The 23,315-nt window shown below is 76.1% G+C and carries 20 protein-coding genes; 11 read left to right on the forward strand and 9 right to left on the reverse strand.

The window, feature by feature from the left end; translation table 11 throughout:
* The first annotated feature begins 54 nt into the window (after positions 1-54).
* The 5 genes from ABTZ17_RS11385 (at position 55) to ABTZ17_RS11405 (ending at position 6,575) form a co-directional block, all read left to right on the forward strand.
* Positions 55-1,500, forward strand: coding sequence for a sensor histidine kinase (locus ABTZ17_RS11385; protein WP_352195329.1), 1,446 nt, complete (start codon positions 55-57; stop codon positions 1,498-1,500).
* A 67-nt stretch (positions 1,501-1,567) separates the two neighbouring features.
* On the forward strand, positions 1,568-2,197 hold the full coding sequence (locus ABTZ17_RS11390) for a response regulator (RefSeq protein ID WP_352195359.1): 630 nt from the start codon (positions 1,568-1,570) through the stop codon (positions 2,195-2,197).
* Between the two features lie 331 nt (positions 2,198-2,528).
* Positions 2,529-2,822: a hypothetical protein gene (locus ABTZ17_RS11395; protein ID WP_352195330.1), complete on the forward strand. Its 294-nt coding sequence runs from the start codon at positions 2,529-2,531 to the stop codon at positions 2,820-2,822.
* Between the two features lie 44 nt (positions 2,823-2,866).
* Positions 2,867-3,910: a hypothetical protein gene (locus ABTZ17_RS11400; protein ID WP_352195331.1), complete on the forward strand. Its 1,044-nt coding sequence runs from the start codon at positions 2,867-2,869 to the stop codon at positions 3,908-3,910.
* Positions 3,911-4,106: 196 nt separating this feature from the next.
* Positions 4,107-6,575 carry a hypothetical protein gene (locus ABTZ17_RS11405; RefSeq protein ID WP_352195332.1) on the forward strand — a complete coding sequence of 823 codons (2,469 nt, stop codon included), beginning with the start codon at positions 4,107-4,109 and terminating at the stop codon, positions 6,573-6,575.
* A gap of 203 nt (positions 6,576-6,778) precedes the next feature.
* Here the strand turns inward: ABTZ17_RS11405 and ABTZ17_RS11410 are convergent, their stop codons facing one another.
* On the reverse strand, positions 6,779-7,975 hold the full coding sequence (locus ABTZ17_RS11410; RefSeq protein WP_352195333.1) for an alpha/beta hydrolase family protein: 1,197 nt from the start codon (positions 7,973-7,975) through the stop codon (positions 6,779-6,781).
* 241 nt (positions 7,976-8,216) lie between these two features.
* Between ABTZ17_RS11410 and ABTZ17_RS11415 the strand changes: the two genes are divergently transcribed.
* A complete protein-coding gene (locus ABTZ17_RS11415; RefSeq protein ID WP_352195334.1) occupies positions 8,217-9,929 on the forward strand; it encodes a WG repeat-containing protein in 1,713 nt (570 codons plus the stop codon).
* 59 nt (positions 9,930-9,988) lie between these two features.
* On the opposite strand, the gene ABTZ17_RS11420 is transcribed toward ABTZ17_RS11415, so the two are convergent.
* A complete protein-coding gene (locus ABTZ17_RS11420; RefSeq protein WP_352195335.1) occupies positions 9,989-10,690 on the reverse strand; it encodes a class I SAM-dependent methyltransferase in 702 nt (233 codons plus the stop codon).
* A 233-nt stretch (positions 10,691-10,923) separates the two neighbouring features.
* On the opposite strand from ABTZ17_RS11420, the gene ABTZ17_RS11425 reads away from it, so the two are divergent.
* Positions 10,924-11,712 (forward strand): lysophospholipid acyltransferase family protein, encoded by a 789-nt coding sequence (locus ABTZ17_RS11425; protein WP_352195336.1) that lies wholly within the window; start codon positions 10,924-10,926, stop codon positions 11,710-11,712.
* Positions 11,713-11,763: 51 nt separating this feature from the next.
* Here ABTZ17_RS11425 and ABTZ17_RS11430 read toward each other — a convergent pair whose 3' ends face one another.
* Complete coding sequence (locus ABTZ17_RS11430; RefSeq protein ID WP_352195337.1) at positions 11,764-13,473, reverse strand: hypothetical protein; 1,710 nt, start codon at positions 13,471-13,473, stop codon at positions 11,764-11,766.
* An 80-nt stretch (positions 13,474-13,553) separates the two neighbouring features.
* Complete coding sequence (locus tag ABTZ17_RS11435; protein ID WP_352195338.1) at positions 13,554-15,167, reverse strand: alpha/beta hydrolase family protein; 1,614 nt, start codon at positions 15,165-15,167, stop codon at positions 13,554-13,556.
* Between the two features lie 539 nt (positions 15,168-15,706).
* Between ABTZ17_RS11435 and ABTZ17_RS11440 the strand changes: the two genes are divergently transcribed.
* Positions 15,707-16,048, forward strand: a complete 342-nt coding sequence (locus tag ABTZ17_RS11440) for a DUF5713 family protein (protein WP_352195339.1) — start codon at positions 15,707-15,709, stop codon at positions 16,046-16,048.
* 72 nt (positions 16,049-16,120) lie between these two features.
* Here the strand turns inward: ABTZ17_RS11440 and ABTZ17_RS11445 are convergent, their stop codons facing one another.
* Positions 16,121-16,963, reverse strand: coding sequence for an alpha/beta fold hydrolase (locus ABTZ17_RS11445; RefSeq protein ID WP_352195340.1), 843 nt, complete (start codon positions 16,961-16,963; stop codon positions 16,121-16,123).
* A gap of 215 nt (positions 16,964-17,178) precedes the next feature.
* Between ABTZ17_RS11445 and ABTZ17_RS11450 the strand changes: the two genes are divergently transcribed.
* Positions 17,179-17,541, forward strand: coding sequence for a hypothetical protein (locus ABTZ17_RS11450; RefSeq protein WP_352195341.1), 363 nt, complete (start codon positions 17,179-17,181; stop codon positions 17,539-17,541).
* Between the two features lie 50 nt (positions 17,542-17,591).
* On the opposite strand, the gene ABTZ17_RS11455 is transcribed toward ABTZ17_RS11450, so the two are convergent.
* From ABTZ17_RS11455 to ABTZ17_RS11465, 3 genes are all read right to left on the reverse strand, one after another.
* On the reverse strand, positions 17,592-17,978 hold the full coding sequence (locus ABTZ17_RS11455; RefSeq protein WP_352195360.1) for a cupin domain-containing protein: 387 nt from the start codon (positions 17,976-17,978) through the stop codon (positions 17,592-17,594).
* A gap of 213 nt (positions 17,979-18,191) precedes the next feature.
* Entirely contained in the window at positions 18,192-19,166 is a 975-nt protein-coding gene (locus ABTZ17_RS11460) for a quinone oxidoreductase family protein (protein WP_352195342.1), read from the reverse strand.
* Positions 19,167-19,299: 133 nt separating this feature from the next.
* Entirely contained in the window at positions 19,300-19,434 is a 135-nt protein-coding gene (locus ABTZ17_RS11465; protein ID WP_352195343.1) for a hypothetical protein, read from the reverse strand.
* A gap of 65 nt (positions 19,435-19,499) precedes the next feature.
* Between ABTZ17_RS11465 and ABTZ17_RS11470 the strand changes: the two genes are divergently transcribed.
* Positions 19,500-21,089: a hypothetical protein gene (locus tag ABTZ17_RS11470; protein WP_352195344.1), complete on the forward strand. Its 1,590-nt coding sequence runs from the start codon at positions 19,500-19,502 to the stop codon at positions 21,087-21,089.
* Here ABTZ17_RS11470 and ABTZ17_RS11475 read toward each other — a convergent pair.
* A complete protein-coding gene (locus ABTZ17_RS11475) occupies positions 21,044-21,613 on the reverse strand; it encodes a hypothetical protein (RefSeq protein ID WP_352195345.1) in 570 nt (189 codons plus the stop codon). The two genes, ABTZ17_RS11470 and ABTZ17_RS11475, sit on opposite strands and share 46 nt — an antisense overlap.
* Before the next feature lie 207 nt (positions 21,614-21,820).
* Between ABTZ17_RS11475 and ABTZ17_RS11480 the strand changes: the two genes are divergently transcribed.
* A complete protein-coding gene (locus ABTZ17_RS11480) occupies positions 21,821-23,104 on the forward strand; it encodes an outer membrane protein assembly factor BamB family protein (RefSeq protein ID WP_352195346.1) in 1,284 nt (427 codons plus the stop codon).
* Positions 23,105-23,315 lie beyond the last annotated feature (211 nt).

The following is a 23,315-nucleotide window of genomic DNA, read 5'->3' on the forward strand; positions in this document are numbered from 1 at the left end:
GTACTTAAGTCGCGGATCCGGTAGGGGCTCCCCGGTGCCCCGTACATTCCGAGCATGCGCACCGCCTTGCACCGGATTCGGATCGGTATCGGGATCGGGGAGCGGGACTCCGTGCCCGATCCGTCCCCGCCGGGCCGGCCGACCGACCCTCCCCGGCCGACCGACCCTCCCCGGCGGCCCCGGACCGCCCGGGACTGGGCCGCCGACCTGGGGTTGTTCCTCTTCGCCGGGCTGTTCGCCCTGGTCACCTCGGTGTCCATCCCGGTGCCCGAGTCGATCGGCCCGGTCTGGCGCACCCTCGACCAACTCCTCGGCGGCCTCGCCTGTGCGGCGGTGTTCCTGCGCCGCCGGTGGCCGGTGGCCCTGGCGGTGGCGCTCCTGCTGGCCGGGTCCTGGGCGCACTATCTGACCGGTCCGGCGCTGGTGGCGGTGTTCACGGTGGCCGCGAGCCGCCCGCTGCGGGTCACGGGCTGGGTGGCGGTGGTCGCCTTCGCCCCGCTGCCGGTGTTCCTCTTCCAGGTGCCGGGGATGGCCGAGGAGCGGGTCGGCGCGGCCGTCACGTACTTCGCCCTGCTGGTCGCCGCCTTCGGCTGGGGGCTGTGGCGCCGTTCGCGACGACAGCTGATCGACTCCCTCCGCGAGCGCGCCGAACTGGCCGAGGCGGACGCCGTCCTGCGGTCCGAGCGGGCGCAGCGGCTGGCCCGTGAGGAGATCGCCCGGGAAATGCACGACGTGCTGGGCCACCGACTGTCGCTGCTGAGCGTGCACGCGGGCGCGCTGGAGTTCAATCCCGGCGCCCCCCGGGAGGAGATCGAACGGGCCGCCGCGGTGATCCGGGAGAGCGCCCACCAGGCGCTCCGCGACCTCCGCGAGGTCATCGGGGTCCTCCGCGACCCCGACGGGGCCGCGCCCGGCACCGCCGGGGACCGGCCCCAACCCGGACTCGCCGACCTGCCCGCGCTGTTCGCGGAGGCCCGCGTGGCCGGCACCGTGCTGCGGACCGAGGGGATCGCGGGGACCGAGGGGATCGAGGCCGAGGCCGAGGACGGGTCCGGGTCCGGGGACGGACTCGTCTCCGGCGTGGACGGCGCGGATGACGCACCCGGTGTGGGCGCGGTACCCGCCGTCCTCGGGCGCACCGCGTACCGGATCGTGCAGGAGTCCCTCACCAACGCCCGCCGGCACGCGCCCGGCGCCCCCGTCCGGGTCCGGCTGACCGGTGGCCCGGCTGACGGTCTCCGGATCGAGGTCACCAACCCCCTGGCGGGGGAAGAGGGTCCGGCGGAACGCGGGGCCGCGCTCGGAGCCGGCGGCGAAGGACCCGGAGAGGTCCCCGGGGGCGGGAGGGGGCTGCTCGGGCTCGCCGAGCGCGCCCGGCTGGCCGGCGGGCGCATCCGCTACGGGGTCCAGGGCGCCGAGTTCGAGGTGTCCGCCTGGCTACCCTGGGCCGACGACCCGGCCTCGACCCGGGCCGCCCCGGAACCGCCGCCCGAACCGTGAGGTGCCCGAAGTGATCCGCCTGCTCCTCGTCGACGACGACCCGCTGGTCCGCGCCGGACTGCGGCTGATGCTGGGTGGCGCGGCCGACCTGGAGGTGGTCGCGGAGGCCGCGGACGGGGCCCAGGTACCGGCCCTGGTCTCCGCGCACGCTCCGGACGTGGTCCTCATGGACATCCGGATGCCCGGCACCGACGGGCTGACCGCAACCGAAGCCCTGCGCGCCACCCCCGGAGCGCCCGAGGTCATCGTCCTGACCACCTTCCACGCCGACGAGCACGTGCTGCGGGCCCTGCGCGCGGGAGCGGCCGGGTTCCTGCTCAAGGACACCCCGCCGCGCGAGATCGTCGAGGCGGTCCGTCGGGTGGCGGCGGGTGAACCGGTCCTCTCCCCGGCCGTGGTCCGGCAACTCATCCACCAGGTGGCGGCGACCGGAACCCCCGCCGCCGCGCCCCGGGATCCGGCCGCCGACCGGGCCGCGACGGCCCGCGCCCGACTGGCCCTCCTCGCCGACCGGGAACGGGAGGTCGCCGTCGCCGTGGGCCGGGGGCGCTCGAACGCGGAGATCGCCCGCGAGCTGTACCTCTCGCTCCCCACCGTGAAGACCCACGTCTCCCGCATCCTCGCCAAGCTCGACCTGAACAACCGGGTGCAGATCGCCTTGATCGTCCACGACGCGGGCGAGAGCGAGACCCGCTGAGACGGTGCCCCGGTCGGTGCCCGCGGCGAGGGAACGGACGCGGGTTCGGTGGGGCGGGTGGGGCGCGTGGTGGCAGTGGGGCCAAATCGGCCGTTGGGGCGCCGAGTTCGCGGCGGTCCTCGCCGTTCCCGTACCGCTCCGGTGCCGTCTGCGCCATGCTGAGCCGTATGGGTGAACGGGCCCGCCCGGCGGGTGGTGGTGCGGTGCCCACCCCTCACACTGAGCACTCCGCGCGGACGGCCGGGCCGAGGTTCCGCCGGCCGCGGTGCGGCTCCGGGCCGGTCCGGACCGGGCGCGCCACGGGTCCACGGGCGCGGGCGAGGAGGAGAACATGCGCACGGTGTACGTGTGTCTGGGCTGCGCGGGGCTCTACCTGCCGCCCGAGTCGATGGTCTACCCGGCCTCCGAGGTTCCGGCCAGCCCCGTGCACTGCGCGCTCCCCGCGTGTGCCCGCCGGGCCGGGGAGACCCTGGAGGTGATGGGGGTCCCGGAGGAGGTGGCGGCCCGCATGGCCCGCCGCGCGGCCGGACTCGACGGCCCGGTCCGCCGTCCCCGCCCGGGCCGCCTCGCCCGGGGCCGCCGCTCGGCCCCCGGCCCCGGCGCCGCCAGGAACCGCCTGCTGTAACCGGTGCCGCGGCCGACCGCGTCTCGCCACATCCCAGGGGGGACATGACAGGAGTGGCAGAACAGCCCGGTGAGGACGACGGCCGTCGCGCGTCGCCGGAGGGACCGGAGGGAGCCCGCCGAGCGGCTCCGGCGTCCGAGGCCGCCCCCGATCCGGCCCCCAACCCGGTCCGGGACACTGCCCCGGTCCCGGACGCGGACGCGGAGGAGACGCAGCCCCCGCCCAAGGGGATCCGCCGGGTGCTCGCGTGGGTGGGCATCGCGGTGCTCGCGGGCGCTGCCTCGGTGCTGTCCGCGGTGACCGAGGACGCCATCGGTCGGGTGGGCGGGGTGGTCACCGCCCCGTTCCGCGACGTGGAGCGGCCCGTGGCGCCGATCGCCGTGAAGACGGAGAGCGTCGGCCCGTACGACTCCTGCCTGAACCAGGAAGGGATGGTCTTCCCGCACAGCATCGACGCGCTGTCCGGCTTCGGTGCGGCGCACAGCGGCCCCGTACCGCCGATGACGGAGAAGAAGTCGCGGCAGGCCGAGGCCGCGGCGGCCGCCTGGGACTCCGCGCACGGAGGCGTGCCCTCGGACGTGAACATCTTCTACGTCCACGTGCAGGGCCGGGACGACCGGGAGGTGACCCTCACGGGACTCTCCGTCCACGTGCGAGAGGTCCGGGAGGCGCCCGAAGGGGTGCGCATGATCATGTCGACCCAGTGCGGAGAGACGAACGAGAGCCGGTTCACGGTCCAGACGGACGCACGGAACCCACGCGTTCGCTTCCTCAGCGGGCGGGCGGACTCCGGGGAGAAGCGCGTCAAGGGCTTCCCGGTGCGGGTGTCGGCCCAGGACACCGAGAACCTGGAGATCGTCGCCCACTCCCTCCACAAGGAGACTCGCCACACCTTCTCGCTGGACTGGGTCTCGGGTGACGAGTCCGGCACCTACGAGATCACGGCCGAGGGCGGGGAGCCCTTCGCCGTCGCCTCCTCCAAGCGCGCGAAGGCGTACAGCTTCGAGGGGTATCCGGGGGCCGTCGTGAAGCCGGCCCCCAAGGAGGTCTGGGACGGCCAACCGCCCTGGGCGGCCCGTCAGCACTGAGACCGGGCCGGCCCCTCGCCCGAGCGACTGGGTGCCGCTCGGCCCGTCTCGGTGCGCATTGGTACAGGCGGGCCAGGCTGCGGACGGGTCGGGCGTGGCAGAAGGGGCGGACGGGTCGGATGAGGTGATCATCTGCTCACCGTCGGCGGTGACCGACGGTGTCCCGCCCCGCTCAGCCCTGCTCCGAAGAGGACCGATGTCCCGTAGACACCTGCGCGCGGTGATGGTCGCCGCGCTCGCCACCGGCACCCTCGCGGTGCCCCTGGCTCCCGCGTACGCCGACGCGGTCACCATGACCTTCTCCCAGCCGTACGTACCGACCATCGCGCCCGGCCAGACCGGCCGGGCCACGATCGTCGGCGTCAACGGCACCGGGGCCGCCTTCATCAACACCTTCCGGATCACCGCCCCGGACCAGACGACCTTCGCGGAGTCGCGGTACTACTGGAACGACGGACCCGGCTCGATCGCCTGCACGGCCTCCGCCGACAACCGACTGCTGACCTGCGACGCGGGCGTCGGGTCCTCCTTCAACTTCCCGGCCAACTCCCGGACCCGCATGTCCGTGGTCCTGCGCGTGGACGCGGGGGCCCCGCAGGGCGCCACCCTCGAAGGCGGTCAATGGGTGGTCCAGAACGGATACCCGGGCTCCCCGGGCCTGTTCGCCGTGAACACCCCGATCACGGGCCCGAAGGGCGACAAGGGTGACAAGGGCGAGCCGGGGGCCAAGGGTGACCCCGGGGCGTCCGGTGCCCAAGGCCCTGCCGGCGCGACGGGCCCCACGGGTGCCACCGGGCCCTCGGGTCCGAAGGGTGACAAGGGAGAGCCGGGCGACAAGGGAGCCCCCGGCGCCACCGGCCCGAAGGGCGACACCGGTGCCACCGGAGCGACGGGTCCGCAAGGCCCCGCGGGAACCACCGGTGCCACCGGCCCCAAGGGTGACCAGGGCACCCCGGGCGTGCCCGGAGCCAAGGGCGACCAGGGAGTGCCGGGTGCCAAGGGCGATGCCGGAGCCCCCGGCCCCCAGGGGGTGAAAGGGGACAAGGGTGACCCGGGCGCGCCCGGTCCGCAGGGCCCCAAGGGGGAGAACGGGGCCACCGGCCAGGCCGGCGCGCAGGGAGCCGTCGGACCGAAGGGTGACACGGGTGCCCAGGGCGCCGAAGGCGCCACGGGTCCGCAGGGGCAGCCCGGCGCCACCGGGCCCACGGGAGCCAAGGGCGAGGACGGGGCGACCGGTCCGGTCGGCCCGAAGGGCGACCAGGGCGACCCCGGAGCCACCGGCGCCCAGGGTGCGAACGGCGAGAAGGGCGACCCCGGCGCACCCGGCCCGCAGGGCCCCAAGGGAGACACCGGAGCGACCGGCCAGGCCGGCCCGCGCGGTGAGACCGGGGCCACGGGCGCCGTCGGGCCCCAGGGCGACACGGGCGAGAAGGGGCCCCGGGGCGACACGGGTGCCACCGGTCCCGTCGGTCCGCAGGGCGCGCAGGGTGCCCAAGGGACGCCGGGAGCGACGGGCCCGAAGGGCGACCCGGGTGCCGACGGGGCCACGGGAGCCACCGGTCCCCAGGGTGAACGCGGCGAACCCGGTGCGCCCGGCCCGCTCGGGCCGAAGGGCGAACAGGGTCCGGCCGGGCCGGTCGGACCCGCGGGGGAGACCGGAGCACAGGGCGTCACCGGTGCCACCGGGCCGAAGGGCGACCCCGGTGAGCGCGGCGAGCGCGGCGAAACGGGTGCCGCCGGGGCCAAGGGCGATCCCGGCTCACCCGGTCCCGACGGACCGCGCGGGGAGCCCGGGGCCGACGGGCCGGCCGGACCACGTGGTGAGCAGGGCGCGGCGGGCCCGCAGGGCGTTCCCGGACCGCGCGGCGACCAGGGCCCCTCGGGCCCGGCCGGTCCCGCGGGTGCCAAGGGCGAACAGGGCGACCCGGGGCCGACGGGCCCGCAGGGCACCCGCGGCGAGCAGGGCGAGGAGGGCCCGGCGGGTTCCCAGGGTCCCGCCGGACCCCAGGGTCCCGCGGGCGGCCAGGGCCCGACCGGCCCCAAGGGCGACGACGGAGCCCCGGGCGTGACGGGCCCGTCCGGCCCCGCCGGCCCGCCCGGAGCCAAGGGTGAGCAGGGCGACCCCGGCACGAAGGGCGATCCGGGGCAGCGCGGTGACGCGGGCCCCGAGGGTCCGTCCGGCGCACAGGGGCCGGTCGGCCCGAAGGGCGAACAGGGCGACACGGGCCCGCGCGGCGACCAAGGCGAGAGCGGCCCGACGGGCCCGAAGGGCGAACCGGGGACGACGGGAGCCACGGGTGCCACCGGCCCCCGGGGCGAGCCGGGCGCACCCGGCCCCCAGGGCCCGCAGGGAGCGAAGGGCGAGAAGGGCGATCGCGGCGAGAAGGGCGACAAGGGCGGGGCCGGCTCCTGCACGAAGTGCGGGAAGGGGCACCACCACAAGGCCAAGGTGGTCTCCCACGGCCCGCTGCCGGTGCACAGCGGGCCGCACCGGTCGAAGAAGACCGTCGCGCACCTCCGGCCCGGCACCTTCGTGCCGGTCAGCTGCAAGGTGAACGGCGAGCGGGTGGCGGACAACCGCGTCTGGTACCGGCTGGCCGACGGTCGCGGCTGGATCGCCGCCCGCTACGCGAAGAACGAGGGGGAGATCCCCTTCTGCAAGTGACGGACCCGGGTGACGGACCCGGTGACGGACCCGAGTGAGGGATCGGTGCGTCGGTCCGTGCGGCCCGTCCCGCCCCGTGCCCTTTCGGGCCGGGCGGGACGGGCCGTTGCCGTCCGACGGCGCAGGGCCGGACGGCCCCCTCCCCGGGAGGAGGACCGCGGGAGGGGAGCTCCAAGGCCTCAGGGCCCGGGGGTGTCGGGGCCTCAGCGCCGTTCGAAGACGACCTCGGGGTCGCCGGCCGAAGGGCCGTCCAGGCGGGCCGAGGGGCGGCCCTTGAGGTGCAGGTCGAAGAACTCGCTCACGTACGCGCGGACGATCTCCTCGGAGCGGGTGCCCGAGAGCGGGGTCTCGGGGTGCGCGTAGCCGACCTGGTCGCCCAGGACCGGCCAGTCGGTGAAGCCGGGGTGGCCCGTGCCCGTGACGGTCAGCCAGCGCTTCCAGCCGTCCAGGCGGGGCCAGGAATCGGGCCAACTGGGGTCCTCGAAGTCCGGCGGGAGGAGGGCCGGGTCGCCGCCGAGCAGCAGGAAGGGGCGTCCGCCGAGGCCCGTCTCGGGCAGCGGGGCGAAGAAGGTGCCGTCCATGTTGACGCCCGCGTCGACCCGGCGGTCGGCGGCCATGGCCGAGGCGGCGGAGGCCCCGCCGATGGAGTGGCCGGCCATGCCCACGCGGCGGCCGTCGAGGAGGTGCGCGTACCGCCAGGCCGGCCGGTCGCCGGTGAGGCGGTCCAGCAGGAAGCTCACGTCCAGGGCGCGCGCGGCGGAGACCCGGGCCAACGCGCCGTTCGGGAAGACCTGTTCGCAGGCGGTGCAGCCGAGGACCCGGCCGCCGGGGAAGCTGGTGCCGTCGGACTCGTAGGCGTGGTCCACGGCGGCGACCACGTAGCCGCGCGAGGTCAGTTCCTCGGCGAGGGTGGTCAGGGAGGAGCGGGGCAGGGTGAAGCCGGGGGAGAGCACGATCAGCGGGTAGGGGGCTCCGCCGCGGCGCGGAAGGGCGTCCTGGCGCGCGTGGGTGCGCGCGGAGGCGATCTGCTCGGGCGTGGTGTGCAGACCGAGCTCGCCGCGGTCGGTGAGCAGGGCCCGGGCCTCGGGCACGGTCGTGTAGGCGGCCGGGCGACCGGTGCCGGCCACCGCCGGGTAGTACAGGGAGACCAGGAGCTCGCGGTCGGCGGTCGGCACCCAGGGGTCCTTGCGGGTCCGGTCGACCAGGTGCAGGGTGTCGCGGCCGACGGCGAAGGGGCCGGTGGGGCGCGGGAGTTCGAGTCGTGCGGCGGCCGGCCGGGTCGCGGTCGGGCCGTCGAGGGCGCGGGCGGGGCCGGTGGCGGCCACCGTCGCGGAGGGGGCGCCGAGCAGCAGCGCGCACCCCGCGGTCGCCCCGGCGACCACGCGAATGATCTTCTTCATGAGGTGACTCTATGGTGAGTTTGGTTAGGCTTACCTAACTGATATGGGAATGGCCGAAAGGGGCTGCCGGAGCGTCCGGTTCCGAGCTCCCGGTCGATCAGCGGGTCGCCCGGCCCCCCGCCCGGTGCGTGCCCGGCCTCCCGTCACGCACTGTCACACCCGGGGCGTACGCTTCCGGCAGTCGATGACCTTCATCCGAAGCCCGTCATCCGAAGCGCCCTGCCCGAACGGGAGTTCCGCCATGCCGTCGATCACCCCGCCCCGCGCCGTGCCCGTCGTGGGCGAAGGGGCCTTCGGGTCCCGCGTCGCCCTGGTGGGGGCGGGCGGGCAGCTCGTCCGGCCCCCGGAGTTCTCCGTCGTCGGCCGCTTCGCCCCGGACGGGCAGGGCGGCCTGACCGCCCCCGCCGCCACCCTCGACCACCGCTGGGGCTACCTCGACGGCGAGGGCCACTGGCGCGACGAGCCCCGCCACGAGAAGGCGAGCGGCTTCGACTCCGCCGGCCGCTCCCGGTACCGCGCGGACGGCCTGTGGGGGTACGCCGACCTCACCGGAGCCCCCGTCACCCCGGCCCGGTTCACCGAAGCGGGCTTCTTCCATCACGAACTGGCCGTGGTCCGCACCGAAGGGGGCTTCGGATTCGTCGACCCGACCGGCACCGTCGTCCTCGGCGGCACCCACCGGTGGGCGGGCCGCTACGGCCCCAACGGGCTCGCCCCCGTGGTGGCGGCGGACGGCGACCGCGGCTACCAGGACCGGGAAGGGCGACTCGTCGTGCCGGTGGCCTTCGACGAGGCCCGTACCTTCAACTCCGCCGGCACCGCGCCCGTCCGTGTCGGGGAACGCTGGGGCCTGCTGCGCGAGTCCGGGGAGTGGGCGGTGGAGCCGACCTTCCGGTACGTGGCCGAGTTCCACGCCAACGGCCTGGCCTACGCCATCGGCGAGCCGTTCACGGACGACAGCGGTTTCGTGGACCACCGAGGCGAGTTCGTGATCCGGACCCGCGGCGGCCGGGAGGACTCCTTCGGACACGGCCTGCTCAAGAGCGGCAGCGGCTTCTCCTGCGGATTCCTCGACGCGACCGGCCGCTGGGTCGTGGAGGAGGTCTACGAGTGGGCCGACCGCTTCGACGCGGGCGGCGCCGCCGTGGCCCGCCCCGCCGAGGACGGCACCTGGGGCGTGCTGCGCGCCGACGGCGGCTACGTGCCCAGCGGACATCCGGAGCCGCTGACGGACGACGACGGCTGGGTGGTCGGCTTCCTCGGCGGCACGGGCGGCGGCCACGGACTTGCCGCCTTCCGCACCGAACAGGGGCACCTGGCCTACCTCGACCGCGAGGGCCGCGAGGTGTGCCGGGTCGGACCGGACGCGGCCGACGGCAGCGCCGTCGTCCTGCGGGACGCCTCGGGCGCGGTGGCCTGGCGGGCCGCCGACCGCCCCGGTACCTTCCTGCCGGAGCCGCCCTTCCTGACCGGCGACCCCGAGTCCTACCTCGACGGCGTCCCGCTGGACGCCGATCCCGAACCCCTCGTCCGGGAGCTCGCGGACCGGCCCGCGCGGCCCTTCTACCCCTGCTCCCTCATCTTCGGCTCCGGAGAGGACCCGTACGACCTGGAGGGACTGGACGAGCACGACCTGGAAGGCGTCTCGCACGGCGCGATACGGGTCCTCGCCAGTGCCTGGCTGGCGGCCGAACTGGAAGCCGAGTACCCCTTCCTGGAGGACAACTTCCAGGCGGGCTTCGGCCGGATCCACGACGCCTTCGAGGAGAAGCTGCGGGCCCGGTACGGCGACCCCCTCCCGCACGAGAACCACTGCCTGCGCAGCGGCGACGGGAACATGTCCCTCACCTGGGAGTTGGACGGCCGCCACCTCGTCCTGGAGCAGTACTACCAAGTGGGGGACGGCGACCGCGAGGCCCAGATCTGGCTGGCCGTCATCGACCCCGAGGACTGAGCCCCGGATCCGGCCCCGGCCCCGAGTGCCGGCACGGGTCCGGGGCCCGGTCCGGCGGGTCAGGCGGGAACCGCGGCCCGTACGAGCACCACGGCCCGGGTGCCGAGGGTCAGGATCCGGGCCTCCGGGCGGGCGAACCCCCAGCTCCCGGCCAGCAGGACGGCTTCCGCCACGGTCTCCGGGAGGACCAGGTCCCCGGCGACGAGCTCCGCGAACACCCCGCCCGGCCGGAATCCGGAGGCCACCGGCAGGCTGAACCCGACCCGGCCGCCGGGCCGCACGGCGCGCAACCAGTCCGCGGGCGCGGCCGTGCCCAGGAAGTGCAGGGACGAGGCACACAGCAGCACGTCCACCGAGCCGTCGGGAACGGGCAGCGGAACGGCCGCGGCCACCCGCCAGTCCACGGCGGCGGCGAACCCGGCACGCTCGGCCCGGGCCCGCCCCGCGGCCACCATGCCCGCCGACAGGTCCACCGCCAGCACCGGCCGCCGAACAGGCGCCCACGCCCCCGTGCCCGACACCGGGGCGGGGTCCGTGGCCGGGGTGGGGTCCGCCACCTCGGCCGGGCCGTGCGCGGCCCGCCGGCGGGCCACCGCCAGGGCGACGGCTCCGGTGCCGCAGGCCACGTCCGCGACGACCTCCTCAGCCGCCGGGGCCAGCCAATCCGTCAGTTCCGTCGCGATCGCGTCGTGATGGGCGTCGTCGTAGTCCCCGGCGAGCCCGTCGAAGGCCCGCGCCAGCCGCTCGTTCACCGGTGTCATGATCCCCACCCTAGAGGGCGGTTCGGGCCACCCCGGACCTCCTCCCGGTCGCCTCCGGGCCCGTGGCGGAGGGGGGGCGAAGGCGGGACGGAGGACGGAACAGGGGAACGGAGAATCGATTTTCCGAAGGGGGTGGATTTCGTGATCAAACATGGCTCGACCCGTTTGTTCTTACAAAACCTGTTCGTCGCATGTGAGTTGCCATGCGGTCGAGGAATCCGAGAGGGCCTTTCGTGTCGGAGAGCATGTCGGACGTGATGGATATCGCCGGGGCGGAACTGCGCCACCTGAGCCGGGTCCTCGGTGATGTCGGGGTGCACGCCTGGGACCGGCTCCTCGGCTGGTTCGTGGACGACTGGTTCCGGTTGGACGTCTTCGGGCTGGAGAACGTCCCCGCGGAGGGGCCCGCCGTACTCGTCGCCAACCACTCGGGAGCCTGGGGACTGGACGCGTTCGTCCTGCTCAAGGCCCTGTCCCGGTCGGTTCCCCGACAGGTGCGGGTGCTCGCGGACCCGCTGGTCTTCCGGACCCCGGTGCTCGGACCGTACGCCCAGGCGATGGGGGCCGTGCCCGTCGACCCGCGGGTGGGACTGGAGCACCTGCGGGCCGGCGAGCTGGTCGGGGTCTTCCCCGAGGGCATGTCGGGGCTGGAGAAGCCCTTCCGGGAGCGGTACCGGCTCCGGTCCTTCAGCCCCGGATTCGCGGTGGCCGCCCTGAACGCCGGGGTGCCGGTCGTGCCGATCTCCGTGATCGGGGCCGAGGAATCCGTCCCGCGACTCGGTGAGATCCCCTCCCTGGCGCGCCTGTTCAAGCTGCCCTTCTTTCCCGTCACCCCCGCCTTCCCGCTGCCCGGGAAGTGGCGCATCACCGTCGGGGAAGCGATTCCGGCGCCGGAGCGCCCCCAAGGCTTCCGGGACCGCTCGCTGCTGGCCCGCAGCTTCTCCGCCGAGGTGCGGGCCGCCCTCCAGGAGCTCGTGGACCGGGAACGGGAGCAGCGGGACATCGGTCTGCGCGCCGGCTGACCCCCTCCGACCCGCCCGGACCGGGGCCGCGCCCCCGGTCCGGGCCCCGGATCACTCCGCGAGGGCGCGGGCGGCGCGCCGGACGTCGGCGGCGGCGCGGGAGCAGCGCTCCGCGTGGTCCAGCAGCACCAGTCGGAAGCGCTCGCCGGTCTCGTCGGCGTTCCAGCCCGGCCGGGCCGCGCACGCCGCCAGTTCCTCGGCCTGCCGGTCCAGCCGGTCCGCGCTGGTGCGGGCGAGCGCCCCGTAGGAGGCGGGCCGGTAGCCGTGCGCGGAGGAGGGGACCGTACCGGCGCTGCCCGCGGAGCTCGGACGGCCGCAGGCGCCGTCGTCCGGAGCGCGGTACGAGGGGGTCGGGTCGAGGGCCACGAGCACCGACTCCGGCGGGAGTTCGTGGGGCAGCCGGTCCGGGTCGAGCGCCGGGGCGATGAGCGTGAGCCGGGCGCGTTCTCCCAGTCCCCGCAGGATCTCGGCGGCCACGCCGGCCGCGAACCCGCTCGCCGTACACCCCGCGGGCGCCCCGCAGAGCGGGGACGGACCGGATGCGAACCAGGCGCCGGGGGAGGGGAGTTCCGCCCGCTCGGCCTCCGCGCCTTGCGGGCCTTCCGCACCTTCTGCGCCTTCCGCGCCCTCTGCTTCCGCGAGGCGCGCGGGCGAGACCAGGACGTCCGTGCCCTCCTCGACCCGCAGGTCCTGCCAGGTGAACGCGGCGCGCACCGGGTGCACGGCCGCGGCCACCGGCGGATAGTGCGCGAGGGCCCGCCGGACCGCCCCGGCGCAGGCGTCCGGGGCCGTCGCGGTGCCCGACGCGGCCCCCACCGGAGTCCGGGAGTGCGGGCTCGCGGCCTCCACCGCCCCCGCCACCACGGCCGTCCCCGCCGCCACCCTTGCTTCTGCCGCCTCCGCTTCCGGTGCGGGATGCGGGACGGCGGGGGCCTGCGCGTCGGTTCCGGACGGGGATCCGGAGCCGGCCGTACTGGTGGCCGCGTACAGGGCGAGGGCCTGGAGGGCCGTGACGCCGGCCGCCTCGGAGACCACCGCGAGGGCGTGTGCCAGGGCGGGTACGGCCTCGTCGGGTCCGTACCCGGCCGCCGCGAGGCGACCGATGACGGTGTCCGGGTCCGGGGCCGGGTCGGCCAGGTAGGGGGCCAGCCGGCGGTGCACGGCGGCCTCCCGGGCCGCGTGGGCGCGGGTGCCCGCGGCCCCGGCCGCCGCCCGGACCACCTCGCTGAGCAGGGTGTCCTCGGCGGCGTCACCACCCACGACCACGATGCGGGCCAGCCGCCGCATCCCGTGGCGCCAACGCGCGGGATCCAGGGTGCCGTCCCCGCGCCGGTCCCCGATCACGGCGTCCAGCTCCGCGGCGATCCGGGCGCGGAGCGGGCCGGTGGCGGGTACGGCCGCGGCGGGCAGCGGGGTGTGCGGGTGCAGGCCGTACCGGTGTCCGGCGGGGGTCAGTCCGACGGCCGGGCCCAGGGCGCCCGCCTCCTCGGCGGACCGCAGCAGGGCCGCCGTACCGGACCGGGTGAGCGGCACCAGGAAGGTACCGAACGGGGTGCCGATCGACACGGGCCGTCCCGACCCGGAACGGCGCAGGTGGGCCAGTACCCGGCGCACCGCGCCCTCCCGGGTGAGCGCGTCCAGCCCGAGGGCCCGGGCGGGGGCGTCGGTCCAGGGCAGCCGGTGGGCGAGGGCGGCGGCGCCGAACACGGCGCTCGCGGGCAGCCACGCGGTGGCGGCGGGGCGGGCCTCTGCGGAGGTCATGGGCAGGACGCCTTCCTCGGGTCGGGCGGCGGAGCGGGTCGGGTCGGACCGGCTCGGGAGGGGTGGAGAGGGGCGGGGGCTCACCGGTCGCGCAGCATGTACGGCTGGTTGCCGATGATCGGCCCGTCGTAGGCCCCGATGAGCGCGTTGACCTGTTCGCGGTGGTGGGCGACGTCCCCGCGGAGGGCGTCGGAGTACGCCTGGGGGGCGTGGGAGAGCGGGTAGTCGTAGGACTCGTCCCGCCAGGCCAGTTCAGTCCAGGTGTCCGGCACGTCGTGGGGCGAGGCGGGGCCGCGACCGTCGAGGGCGGGGATCACGTCGTGCTCGTTCACGAGGCTGATGACCCGGGTGGTGTGGTCGGCGGGCCGCTTGCTGTCGATGGGGGAGCCCACGGCGATCACGTGCGTGATGCGGTACTCGGCGGCCACCTCCGGGTCCGAGGCCAGGTTCATGGCCGTCATCCCGCCCAGACTGTGACCGACGATCATCAGCTCGGACCCGGCCGGCACCCCCGCCCGCAGCAGCAGCTTGCGGGCCGCGCGCGTGTACGTGGTGTCCGTCCGCAGCAGGCCGTCGAAGGCGCCGACGAGGTCCTGCGGGGTGCTGTTGCTCAGCAGACCGAAGCTGGTGCCGGGCAGCAGCAGGACGTGCCGCTCGACGCCGTCCGCGCAGGCGACCCGGCGCAGCAGCACCAGGCCGTGGTTGCCCAGCGCGCCGATGTCGTCCACGTAACTGACCACGTCGTTGCGGGAGGTGGTGAGGACCTTGGCCAGGATCGGATCCGGATCGGTCCGCTCGGCGCGGCCCGGACCCGGGTTGAGGTGGGCGAGCACCCGGCTCGGCAGCCCCAGGAACGGATCGGTGGTGGGCACGCCGCCGGCCAGGGTGACCCAGGAGAAGCCGTCATTGACCGGGTTCTCGTCCAGCATCCCCGCCAGCGCGCACAACTCCATGATCACCGGGGTCACGGTGGTGAGGGCGCGGGTCACCCCGAGGTGTTCGATGAGCGCGCGCAGGGCCCGGAGGGCTTCCAGCCGGTCCCCGGCGACCATGGCGCCGGTGAGCCGCCGGGCCGCGGGCGAGTCCAGGCTCGGGTGGGCGGTGGTGGCCGCCTCGATGCGCAGCGCGAAGGCGTCCACCGCCATGGACACCGCGGCGGGACGGCGCCGGGCCAGGTTCCCCGCGATCCGCGCGATCTCCCCGGGCACCCCGCCGTTGGCGCCGAAGGCCAGACCCACCGGGGAGGTCAGGGCCCGGGCGCAGGACCAGGCGGCGCCCAGCGCCCAGCCGGGCCGGCGCAGCGCTTCGACCCCGAAGCGCCAACTGCCCAGGGCGCCCGTCAGCTCGGCGCCCGCCTGCTTCGCGGTCAGCGCCGCGTCGGCCAGCAACACCGAGGCGGCGATGAGCAGTTCGGCGTCCACGGCGGTCGGGCGGGCGGTCGGACCCGGGGCCGGACCGGTGGTCGGGCCGCCGGTCGGGCCGGTGGGGGTGGGCGCACCGTCGGGCGCGGTGCCGGGGGCGGGGACCGGGGTGGGGACGGGGGTGGGGGTTCGGGTGGGGGCCTGGGCCGGTGCGGTGGAGGTGTGTTCCGGTGCCGCCTGGTGCCGGTGCCGCCGGTCGGGCCGGCCGGCCGGTTCCGGAGCCTTCGGCCGGGCCGGGGCCGGAGCCGGGGACTCGGGCTGGGTCGGGCGCACTGCCGGTCCGGCCGCTTGGGGCGTCACGTGCCTGCCTTTCGTCGCTGTGGCGCGGTGCCTCCGTCGTACTCCCGCCGGAGCCCCGCCGTCCGGTGCGCATGGTGACACCCCGGTCGGGCGCGGGCGTGCACTCCGGCAGCCGCACGGCGCGCGGACGGCGTGCGTGGCGTGGACCGGGTGCCCGCCCCCGAGCCCCGCGCGCCCCGTGATCCGGGCCTGCGGACGGACCGCACGGCCCGCGTACCGCCGGGGCGGGACGTCCGTGATCCGTCTTCCCCGGAGGGCTGATGGAGCCCGGCCCGCGTTGACGAGGACCCTGTCGGGCGGGGCGTTGTCGGTGGTGGGTGCGAGGATCGGGCTCCCCGGTTCCGCCGCCACGGCGGTCCGGCGGGGCGCTTCGTGGTGCGCGTACGGCCGGAGCCGGCGACATCCGAGCGCACCCGGAAGCACGCTGACCACTCAGCGGTACGCGGGAGTGGTCAGTGGCGATCGGCAGCACAGGACAGTGGCAGCACACGGACGAACGGGGAGGCGGCGGCATGCCGGTCACGAACGAGAAGGTCGCGGAACGGGTTTTCCTGGCGAGGCTCTACGGGGACGACTACTTCCCGAACCACCTGCTGGACCGGGGCGGCGCCATCCTGCGCGGCCTGTGCGAGCGGATCGAGGCCGAGCGCCCCGCGGACCTGCCGGCCCTGTACGTGCTGACGCACGGGGCCACCGAGGAGTTCAACCTCCTGGGCGAGGCGCTCGACGAGGCCGGCAGCGAGATCGAGACGGTCGCCCGGGAGGAGATCGCGGAGGATTTCTGGTTCATCGCCACTGCCTACGGCTTCGAGGGAGCCGACATCGAGGAGCTGATCGCTCCCAGGGAGTGGTGACGCCCGGAGCGTGATCTCCGGGCGATCGGCCGTGTGGTGCCGCTGCCCCCGGACCTCACGGAGGGACGTGGGTCAGGCGGCCGTCAGGAACTCCGCCACCGCCGTGCGGAACCGCTCCGGCCCGTCGAGCCACGGGTGGTGCGAGGCGCCGCTCTGGACCACGGTGCGGGCCCGCGGCAGCAGGGCGGCCAACTCGGCCGTGGTCCGCGGCGGGGCACCGGGATCCACGGCGCCCGCGAGCAGCAGCACCGGCAGGTCCAGGCCGGACAGGCCGGAGCGGACGGCGTCCGGATCGAAGGCGCCCTCGGCACCGTAGGCCGCGACGACGGCCGGGTCGGTCCGTTCCTCCGTCGCGGCGTGGTGGGCGCGGGCCGCCGCGTCCCAGCGGCCGTACGAGAAGGGGGCGACGGCCTCCCAGGCCCCTTCGGCGGGCTCGCCGGAGACCAGGGAACGCAGCGCCTCGAAGGCGCCCGGGAACCAGGGCTCCTCGGCACGCGGCCGGACGGTCTCGACGCGCAGTTCACCCGGGACGGTCAGGCCCACGGCCCGCACGCTCGGGGTGACCAGCACGAGTCGTCGTATCCGCTCCGGGTGGCGGAGGGCGTACAGCAGGGCCAGGTTCGCACCGGCACAGTGCGCGAGGAGGTCGACGCGCGGCAGCCCGAGGTGCTCGCGCAGGGCTTCCACGTCGTCGACGAGCCGGTCGCAGCGCAGCGACCCCGGATCGGCGGGCGAGGCGGAGGCGCCCGTTCCGCGCAGGTCGAGTCGGACGAGCCGGCGGTGCGCGGTGAGACCGCCCAGGTCACCGAGGTACGCGGAGTCCGTCGGGCCGCCCGGCAGACAGATCAGCGGGGGCCCCTCTCCGTCGAGGTGGTAGGCGAGTGCGGTGCCGTCGGGCGCGGAGAAGGTGGGCATGGCCGAGACCTTGCCCGTGAAGCGCGGGCGGATCAAACGATTTGCTGGTTGGCAGCGTCAATGGTTCGGGGATCAACCGTCGTATACGGCCGAAAAGTTACGCCCAAAAGGTTACTGTCCGCACTCGGTCGGTTTTGGATAGCAAGGGGGCGGCATCCGGAACGGTCCGCCGACGGTCGGCGGTGGGTCCGGCATGCCCGGAAGGGATACCTGTCGTGATCCGCACCCGTGTCGCCGCACTCGCGACCATCGCCGTGACCGCCCTCGCGATCGGCACGAGCCCCGCCTCCGCCGCCCCCGGCGACACCCTGAACGTGTGCAGCAGCACCCTGACGCCCACCGGCTGGGTGGACGTGCAGTGGTGGAACAGCGCGGGCTGCGGCTCGGGCTTCACCCCCAACTCCAAGCAGATCAAGGACCTCAACGGGTACCCGGTCGGCACCCAGCTCAACGCCTGCGCCTCCACCTGGCCGCCGGCCGGCTGGACCATCGTCAGCACCTACTACTCCAGCAGCTGTCGCTACTCCGCGGTTCCCAGCCTCAACCCCAACAGCTGGACCCTGAAGCGCACCTCCTGACCCGCCCGACGCGACCGGGCCGGGCCGAGGGGCCCGGCCCGGTCCGTCGCCTACCGCGACCCCGGCGGACCCTGCTGCTCCGGAGACCGCGGCACGGCGTAGCCGGGCACCGAGGGCCAGCGCACCGTCAGCACCACCGAGTCCTCCTCCGCGCACCAGGAATGGTCCACCCCGCGCCCCCACACCACGTAGTCGCCCGGCTTCTCCAACACCACGCTGCGCCCGGGCAGTTCCACCCGGAAACGACCAGTGACCAGGATCTGGAACGCGGTGCGTTCCTCGCCCCGCACCCACCGGGCCCGCTCCTCCCCGCGCGGATGGACCCCCCACTTGATCTCCACGTCCTCGCTGTGGAGGGGGCCGCCCGGCTCCTTGAAGTGCCCGAGCAGCCACCCCCGGTCCAGCGGGGCGTCCGTACCGGCGTTCCCCGTGTACACGCGCCCCGCCGCCACGTCCCCGGGGGAGACCCCGCCCGAGGGGCCGCCGTGCGCCGCCGCTTCCGTCCGGTTCGCTTCGTCGTCGTCCACGAGCCGTGACGCTACGCCGCACACCCCCGATCCGACGAACGACCGCCCCGCGGACCGCGCGGCGCGCCGGGCCGCGCCCCTACCGCGCCGTACGCGCACCGCACCCGAACAGATCCTCCCGCCTCAGCGGACCCGCAGGACGGACTTGCCCCTGCTGCGCCCCGCTTCGAGCAGCTCGTGGGCCAAGGGCGCGTCGGCGAGCGCGTACTCGGCCGACACCTCGACCCGCACCCGACCCGCCGCCGCCAGGTCCAGGGCCGCCCGCGCGTGCGCCCGCAGGGTCTCCGGGGCCCGCCGGGCGAGATCCCCGATGTTGTAGCCGGTCAGGGCGCGGTTGTTCTTCCACAGCGGCAGCACCGGCAGCTCCAGGTCCGGGTGCCGACCCGCCTCCCCATAGACCACGGTCCGCCCGAACGGGGCCAGGACCTCGAACCCGGCCAGTCGGGTCGGCCCGCCCACCGGGTCGAGGAGCACGTCCACCCCCCGGCCCGCGGTGGCCTCCCGGACCGCCCCGGGGAAGTCCTCCCGCGGGAACACCGCGTCGTACCCGAACCGCCGCGCGTACTCCGCCTTCTCCGGCGTGCCCACCGTCCCGTACACCCGGGCCGCGCCCAACTCGCGGGCCAACTGCGCCGCGACGGAGCCCACCCCGCCCGCCGCCGCGTGCACCAGAACCGTGTCCCCGGCCCCGATCCGCGCCGCCCCGGCCAGCACCCCGTACGCGGTGGTCAGCACCAGCGGGGCGGCCCCCGCGGTCCGGAGGTCCAGGCCCGCGGCGGGGAACACGAACGCGGCCGGGGCCACGACGTACTGGGCGTAGCCGCCGCCCGCCGGGAGGTACGCCGCCACCTCGTCACCGATCGCGAACCCGGACACCTCCGGGCCCACGGCGGCCACGTTCCCGGCCGCCTCCAGACCGGTGACCGTCTCGCCCTCGGGCTCCCCGAAGTCCCCCAGCCGGTGCTGCACCTCGCCGTAGTTCACCCCGGCGTACGCCACCCGGATCAGCACCTCACCGGGGCCGGGCTCCGGGTCCGGCAGCTCCACCGGCCGCAGCACCCCGGGTCCGCCGGTCTCCTTGAACGCGATCGCGCGCACGATTCCTCCCCCGTCCGGGCCGGTCGGCGCGGCGCGGGCGAGGTCCGCCCGGGTCCGGGACCGGCCCGCTCGAAGGCCCGAACCGCGTTCGAGATCGCGGTATTCCCCGGTGCGGCGTCGGCGGTTCCCGTCGTCAGGCGGAGGTGGCCTCCACCGAGCCCCGGCCGCCGGCCGGGCCGACCCCGTCCTCCTCCGCGCCCGGCCTGCCGTCGCCCGCCATGAACCGCCACACCAGCGCGTGCCCCAGGACGTTCAGCGCGATCAGCATCAGGGCCTCGGCCTGGATGGGTCGGAGCCCTGTCGCCTCCCGGACGCGGCCGGCAGGATGACGTGGTGTCCGATGATCTCCGTGAGGCGTGGCTGCGCGGCATCGCCGCCAACCCGGCGGCGCCCGCCGACGCCCTCGTCCGTCTCCTCGACCCGGCCGCCGGCGCGATCGGTCCGCCGCTGTGCGAGAGCAGGGACCTGCCCGGCGCCTTCCTGGAGGTCGTCCTCCGCCACCCGGACCGCACGCTCCGACAGGCACTCGCCCGGAACCGGCACGTCGACCCGGTGCTCCTCGCCCCCTTGGCCGCCGACCCCTCGGGCCTCGTCCGCGCCCGGCTCGCCGCCGGCCCCTGGCCCCGGCCCCGACGGGTCCGCCCGCTGCCCGACGAGACCCTCGTCGCCCTCATGACCGCCACCGACGGCGGAGCGGACGGACGGCTCACCGCGGGAGAGATCGCCGCGGAGTTGGAGTCCTCGCGCCAGATACCCCTCGCCTTCCGACGCGCCATGGCCGGGCACCCGCACCCCGGGATCCGGATACGGGCCACCTTCGACTGGACGGCACGGAACGCCGCGGAACGCCGGGCCCTGCTCGACGACCCCGACCCCGAGGTACGGGAGTCGGCGCGGCAGCACAGCTGGATCGTGGACCCCCGGGCGGCCGAGGCCCGACTCCCCACCTTCGGCACGCTCGGCAGACCCTCCGTGCTGAGCCGGTGCGCCCTGACCCCGGCGGTCGTCGACCAGTGCCTCGCCGACGGCACGGTATGGCCCCTGGCCGTGAACCCGCACACCCCGCCCGGAGCCCTCGCCCGGCTCGCCCGGCACCCCGACCCGAGGATCCGCGCGCAGGTCGCCGCCCGACCCGACCTGGCACCGGGTCCGGCGGCCGAGCTGCGCACCGACCCCGACGCGTCCGTCCGGCTCCGCGCCCGCCTCCGGCCCGCCACCCGCACCTGGTCCGAACACGACGCCCTCGACTGGGTCCTGGGCCACGGCCTCGACTGCACCTGCCCGATCATGGACCCGCTCGTCGGCCCGGACGGCGGACCCTCCCCGGAGTGGATCGCCTCCTGTGCGGTGTCCGAGGAGCCGGCGCTCCGTCGGGTCGCCGCGAGCCGGCCCGACCTGCCCGCGGAACCCGCCGCCGCACTCGCCCGGGACGAGGACGAGGAGGTACGGATCCGCCTCGCCTGCCACCACCCGTCGGCGCCCGCCGGGCTGCTCCTGGAGGTGTTCACGGCCCACCCGGTCCATCGCCCCCACCTGCGGAGCCTGCCCGGGTTCCCGCGCGCCGGCACCGCCCACCTCGTCGGTCACCCCGATCCGGAGGTACGTGCCCTGGCAGCCGTCGACCCCGCCCTGCCCGTACCGCCCCTGGCCGACCCGGACCCGCTGGTCCGCCGGGCCGCCGCCGCCAACCCCTCCCTGACGCCGAGCGCGCTGGAAGCCCTGCTCGGCGATCCCCGCACCGCCGAGGGCGCGGCCGCCAACCCCTCGCTGCCCGCCGCCCGGATGCACGCCCTCCTCGACCACTGCCTCGGCACGACGGGGACGGCGACGGCGACGGGCGAGGGGCCAAGGGAGCGGACGGGCCTGCCGGCTGAGGGTCAGGGAGCGGGCTCGGTGGCGGCGGACACGGGGTCCACCCGGTAGACGGCCGGGCCCCGGGCGCCCTCCAGCCCCTTGAGGGTGAGGTGCAGCGGGCCGCGGGTGCTCTCCACGACCCGCTCGTGCACGACCGCGTCGCAGGCCGCCGTCCAGCGGTCCTCGACCCCCGCCGCCACCTCGGCCTCGATGACACCGCCGCCCGCGCAGACCACGGAGAAGCGGTACGTGCCCGCCCGCCAGGACTCGTCCCGGATCCCGTGGGCGTCGGGCAGGTCGGTGGTGCCCGCCATCACGGGGTCGGTGTCGTAGCCGTGCTCGCTCCAACCGGGCTGCGCGTCGAAGTCGATGCTCCGTTTGAGCCGGGCCAGTTGCTCGGCCCCGGCCCGTGCCTCACCGGAGGGGGTCCGGGCCGGAGCGGATGCGGACGGCCCACCAGCGGCTGCCGTCCCCTCCCCGGCGCCCGCCCCGGCGGGCCCGCTCGTGCACCCCGTGAGCAGGGCCAGGACGACGCCGCCCAGGACGACGGAGGGGAGGACGGAAGCGGCCGGGCCGCGGCGGTACGTGGTCATGAGCGCAACCTAGGGGCACCGGCACCGCCCGAACAGAGCCCGGATGATCTTCTGAGCCGAATCTGAGCGTGGACGCCCCCCATCCGCTTCGCCACCCCTTCCCCGCCCCCCGTTCCGTCGCCTCCCCGCCCCCTCGCGGTCATCCGCGCCCGCTACGCTGCGCGCCGTCCGGGCGGGCGGGGCGGTGGCGTGCGGGAGGGGGCCGCGGTGCGGAAGGGCGTGCGGGCGGGGCTCGTCGGCGTGGTCCTGGTCCTCGGGGGCCTGGCGCTCGGGGTCCTGATGGCGGTCGTCCTGGGGCTCGCCGGCGTCGGGGGAGCCGGGGGAGGGGCCCCGCGGTCGGAGCGGCCGCCGGAGGCGCGCGTCACCGGCCCGTTCACCGCGCACCGGCCGCCGCTGCGGTTCCAGCCCGAAGGGGTGCTGCCCGGAGCGCTCGTGGCCCGCGCGGCGGTGCTCGACGGGGCCCGGGCCCACGTGATCGGACCCGAACGGCTCACGACCGTGGACCTGGCCTCGGGCGCGGTCCTGTGGTCGGTCGCCCCGCTCGCGCCGGTCCCCGACTACTTGTGGGATGCGCCGCCGGAGGGCCCGCCCGTGGTCACCGCCGTGGCCGGGCGGCGGCTCGTGCTCGCGGCCTTCGCCACCGGTGCGGGAGCGAGCGAACTCCTCGCCTTGGACGCGGACCGGGGAACGGTGGTCCACCGGATCCGCTGGGACGGCCCGGAGGGCTCGGGCGCCATCCGCTGCACCCTGGTGGCGGTGGCCGGCCCCGAGGGGGCCCCGGCCCGGGCACGGACCGCCGTGGTGTCCTGCGTCGAGGGCGAGTACCGCACCTACGGGATCCCGCTCTCCGGCCGGGGACCGTCCTGGTGGGTCGACGGGTTCCAGGCCGGCCACGCCCTCGTCGGGGACCGGATCGCCGGGGACTTCGCCCTCGACGACTCCGGGAGCTTCGGCGGCCCGGCGCGGGCCGCCGCACTGGACGCCCGTACCGGGCGGGTGCTGTGGCGGGCCGCCGCCCGGCCCGAGCACCGGAGTTCCGAGGGCGCGCTGCGGCCCTTCTCCCCCTTCCTGTTGCTCGCCGGACCGGACGTCCTGGACGCGCGCACCGGGCGCAAGCGGGACCTGCCGGGACTGCGGGCCGAGCACCCGCTGATCCTGGACTGCCGTCACGACGGCGGTGACCTGACCGCGTGCGCCTTCCTGGGCTCGGAACTGGCGGTCCACGACGCCCGCTCCGGGCGCCGCCTCTGGCAGTGGGGCGGCCGGACCGCGAGGGACACCTTCGCGCCCACCCTCCGCGGCGCCCGCGACGGCCTGCTGTACGCCACCGAGGGCCCCGGCACGCACCTGGTCCTCGACGGGCGCACCGGAGCCGTCCTGGAGCGCCGGGCGGGCGCGGCCCCGGTCCTGGTCAACGCGTTCGCCGGGCTGGAGGAGATGGCTCCCGGCGCCTACGGCACCCCGCTCGCGGTGTTCCGCACCCGACGCTGACCGCCGCACCGCCGGCCACACCGCCGGCCGGTCCGCGCGGCGGTCCGGCCGCGCCGCCCGACGGTGCGGGCGTCCGCGTGCGCCCCGGCCGTGCGCCCGCGCGCCTCCGCACGCCCTCGTCGCGGGGATGGCCGTCGGAAGGGTTCACCCGGACGATGAACTCCGGCCACCGATGGGCTGGTTCCGGCCGTCGGTGTGATCCGTCGCTCGG

Origin of the sequence: Streptomyces sp. NPDC097619, assembly GCF_040302735.1 — a bacterium.
GTDB lineage: Bacteria > Actinomycetota > Actinomycetes > Streptomycetales > Streptomycetaceae > Streptomyces.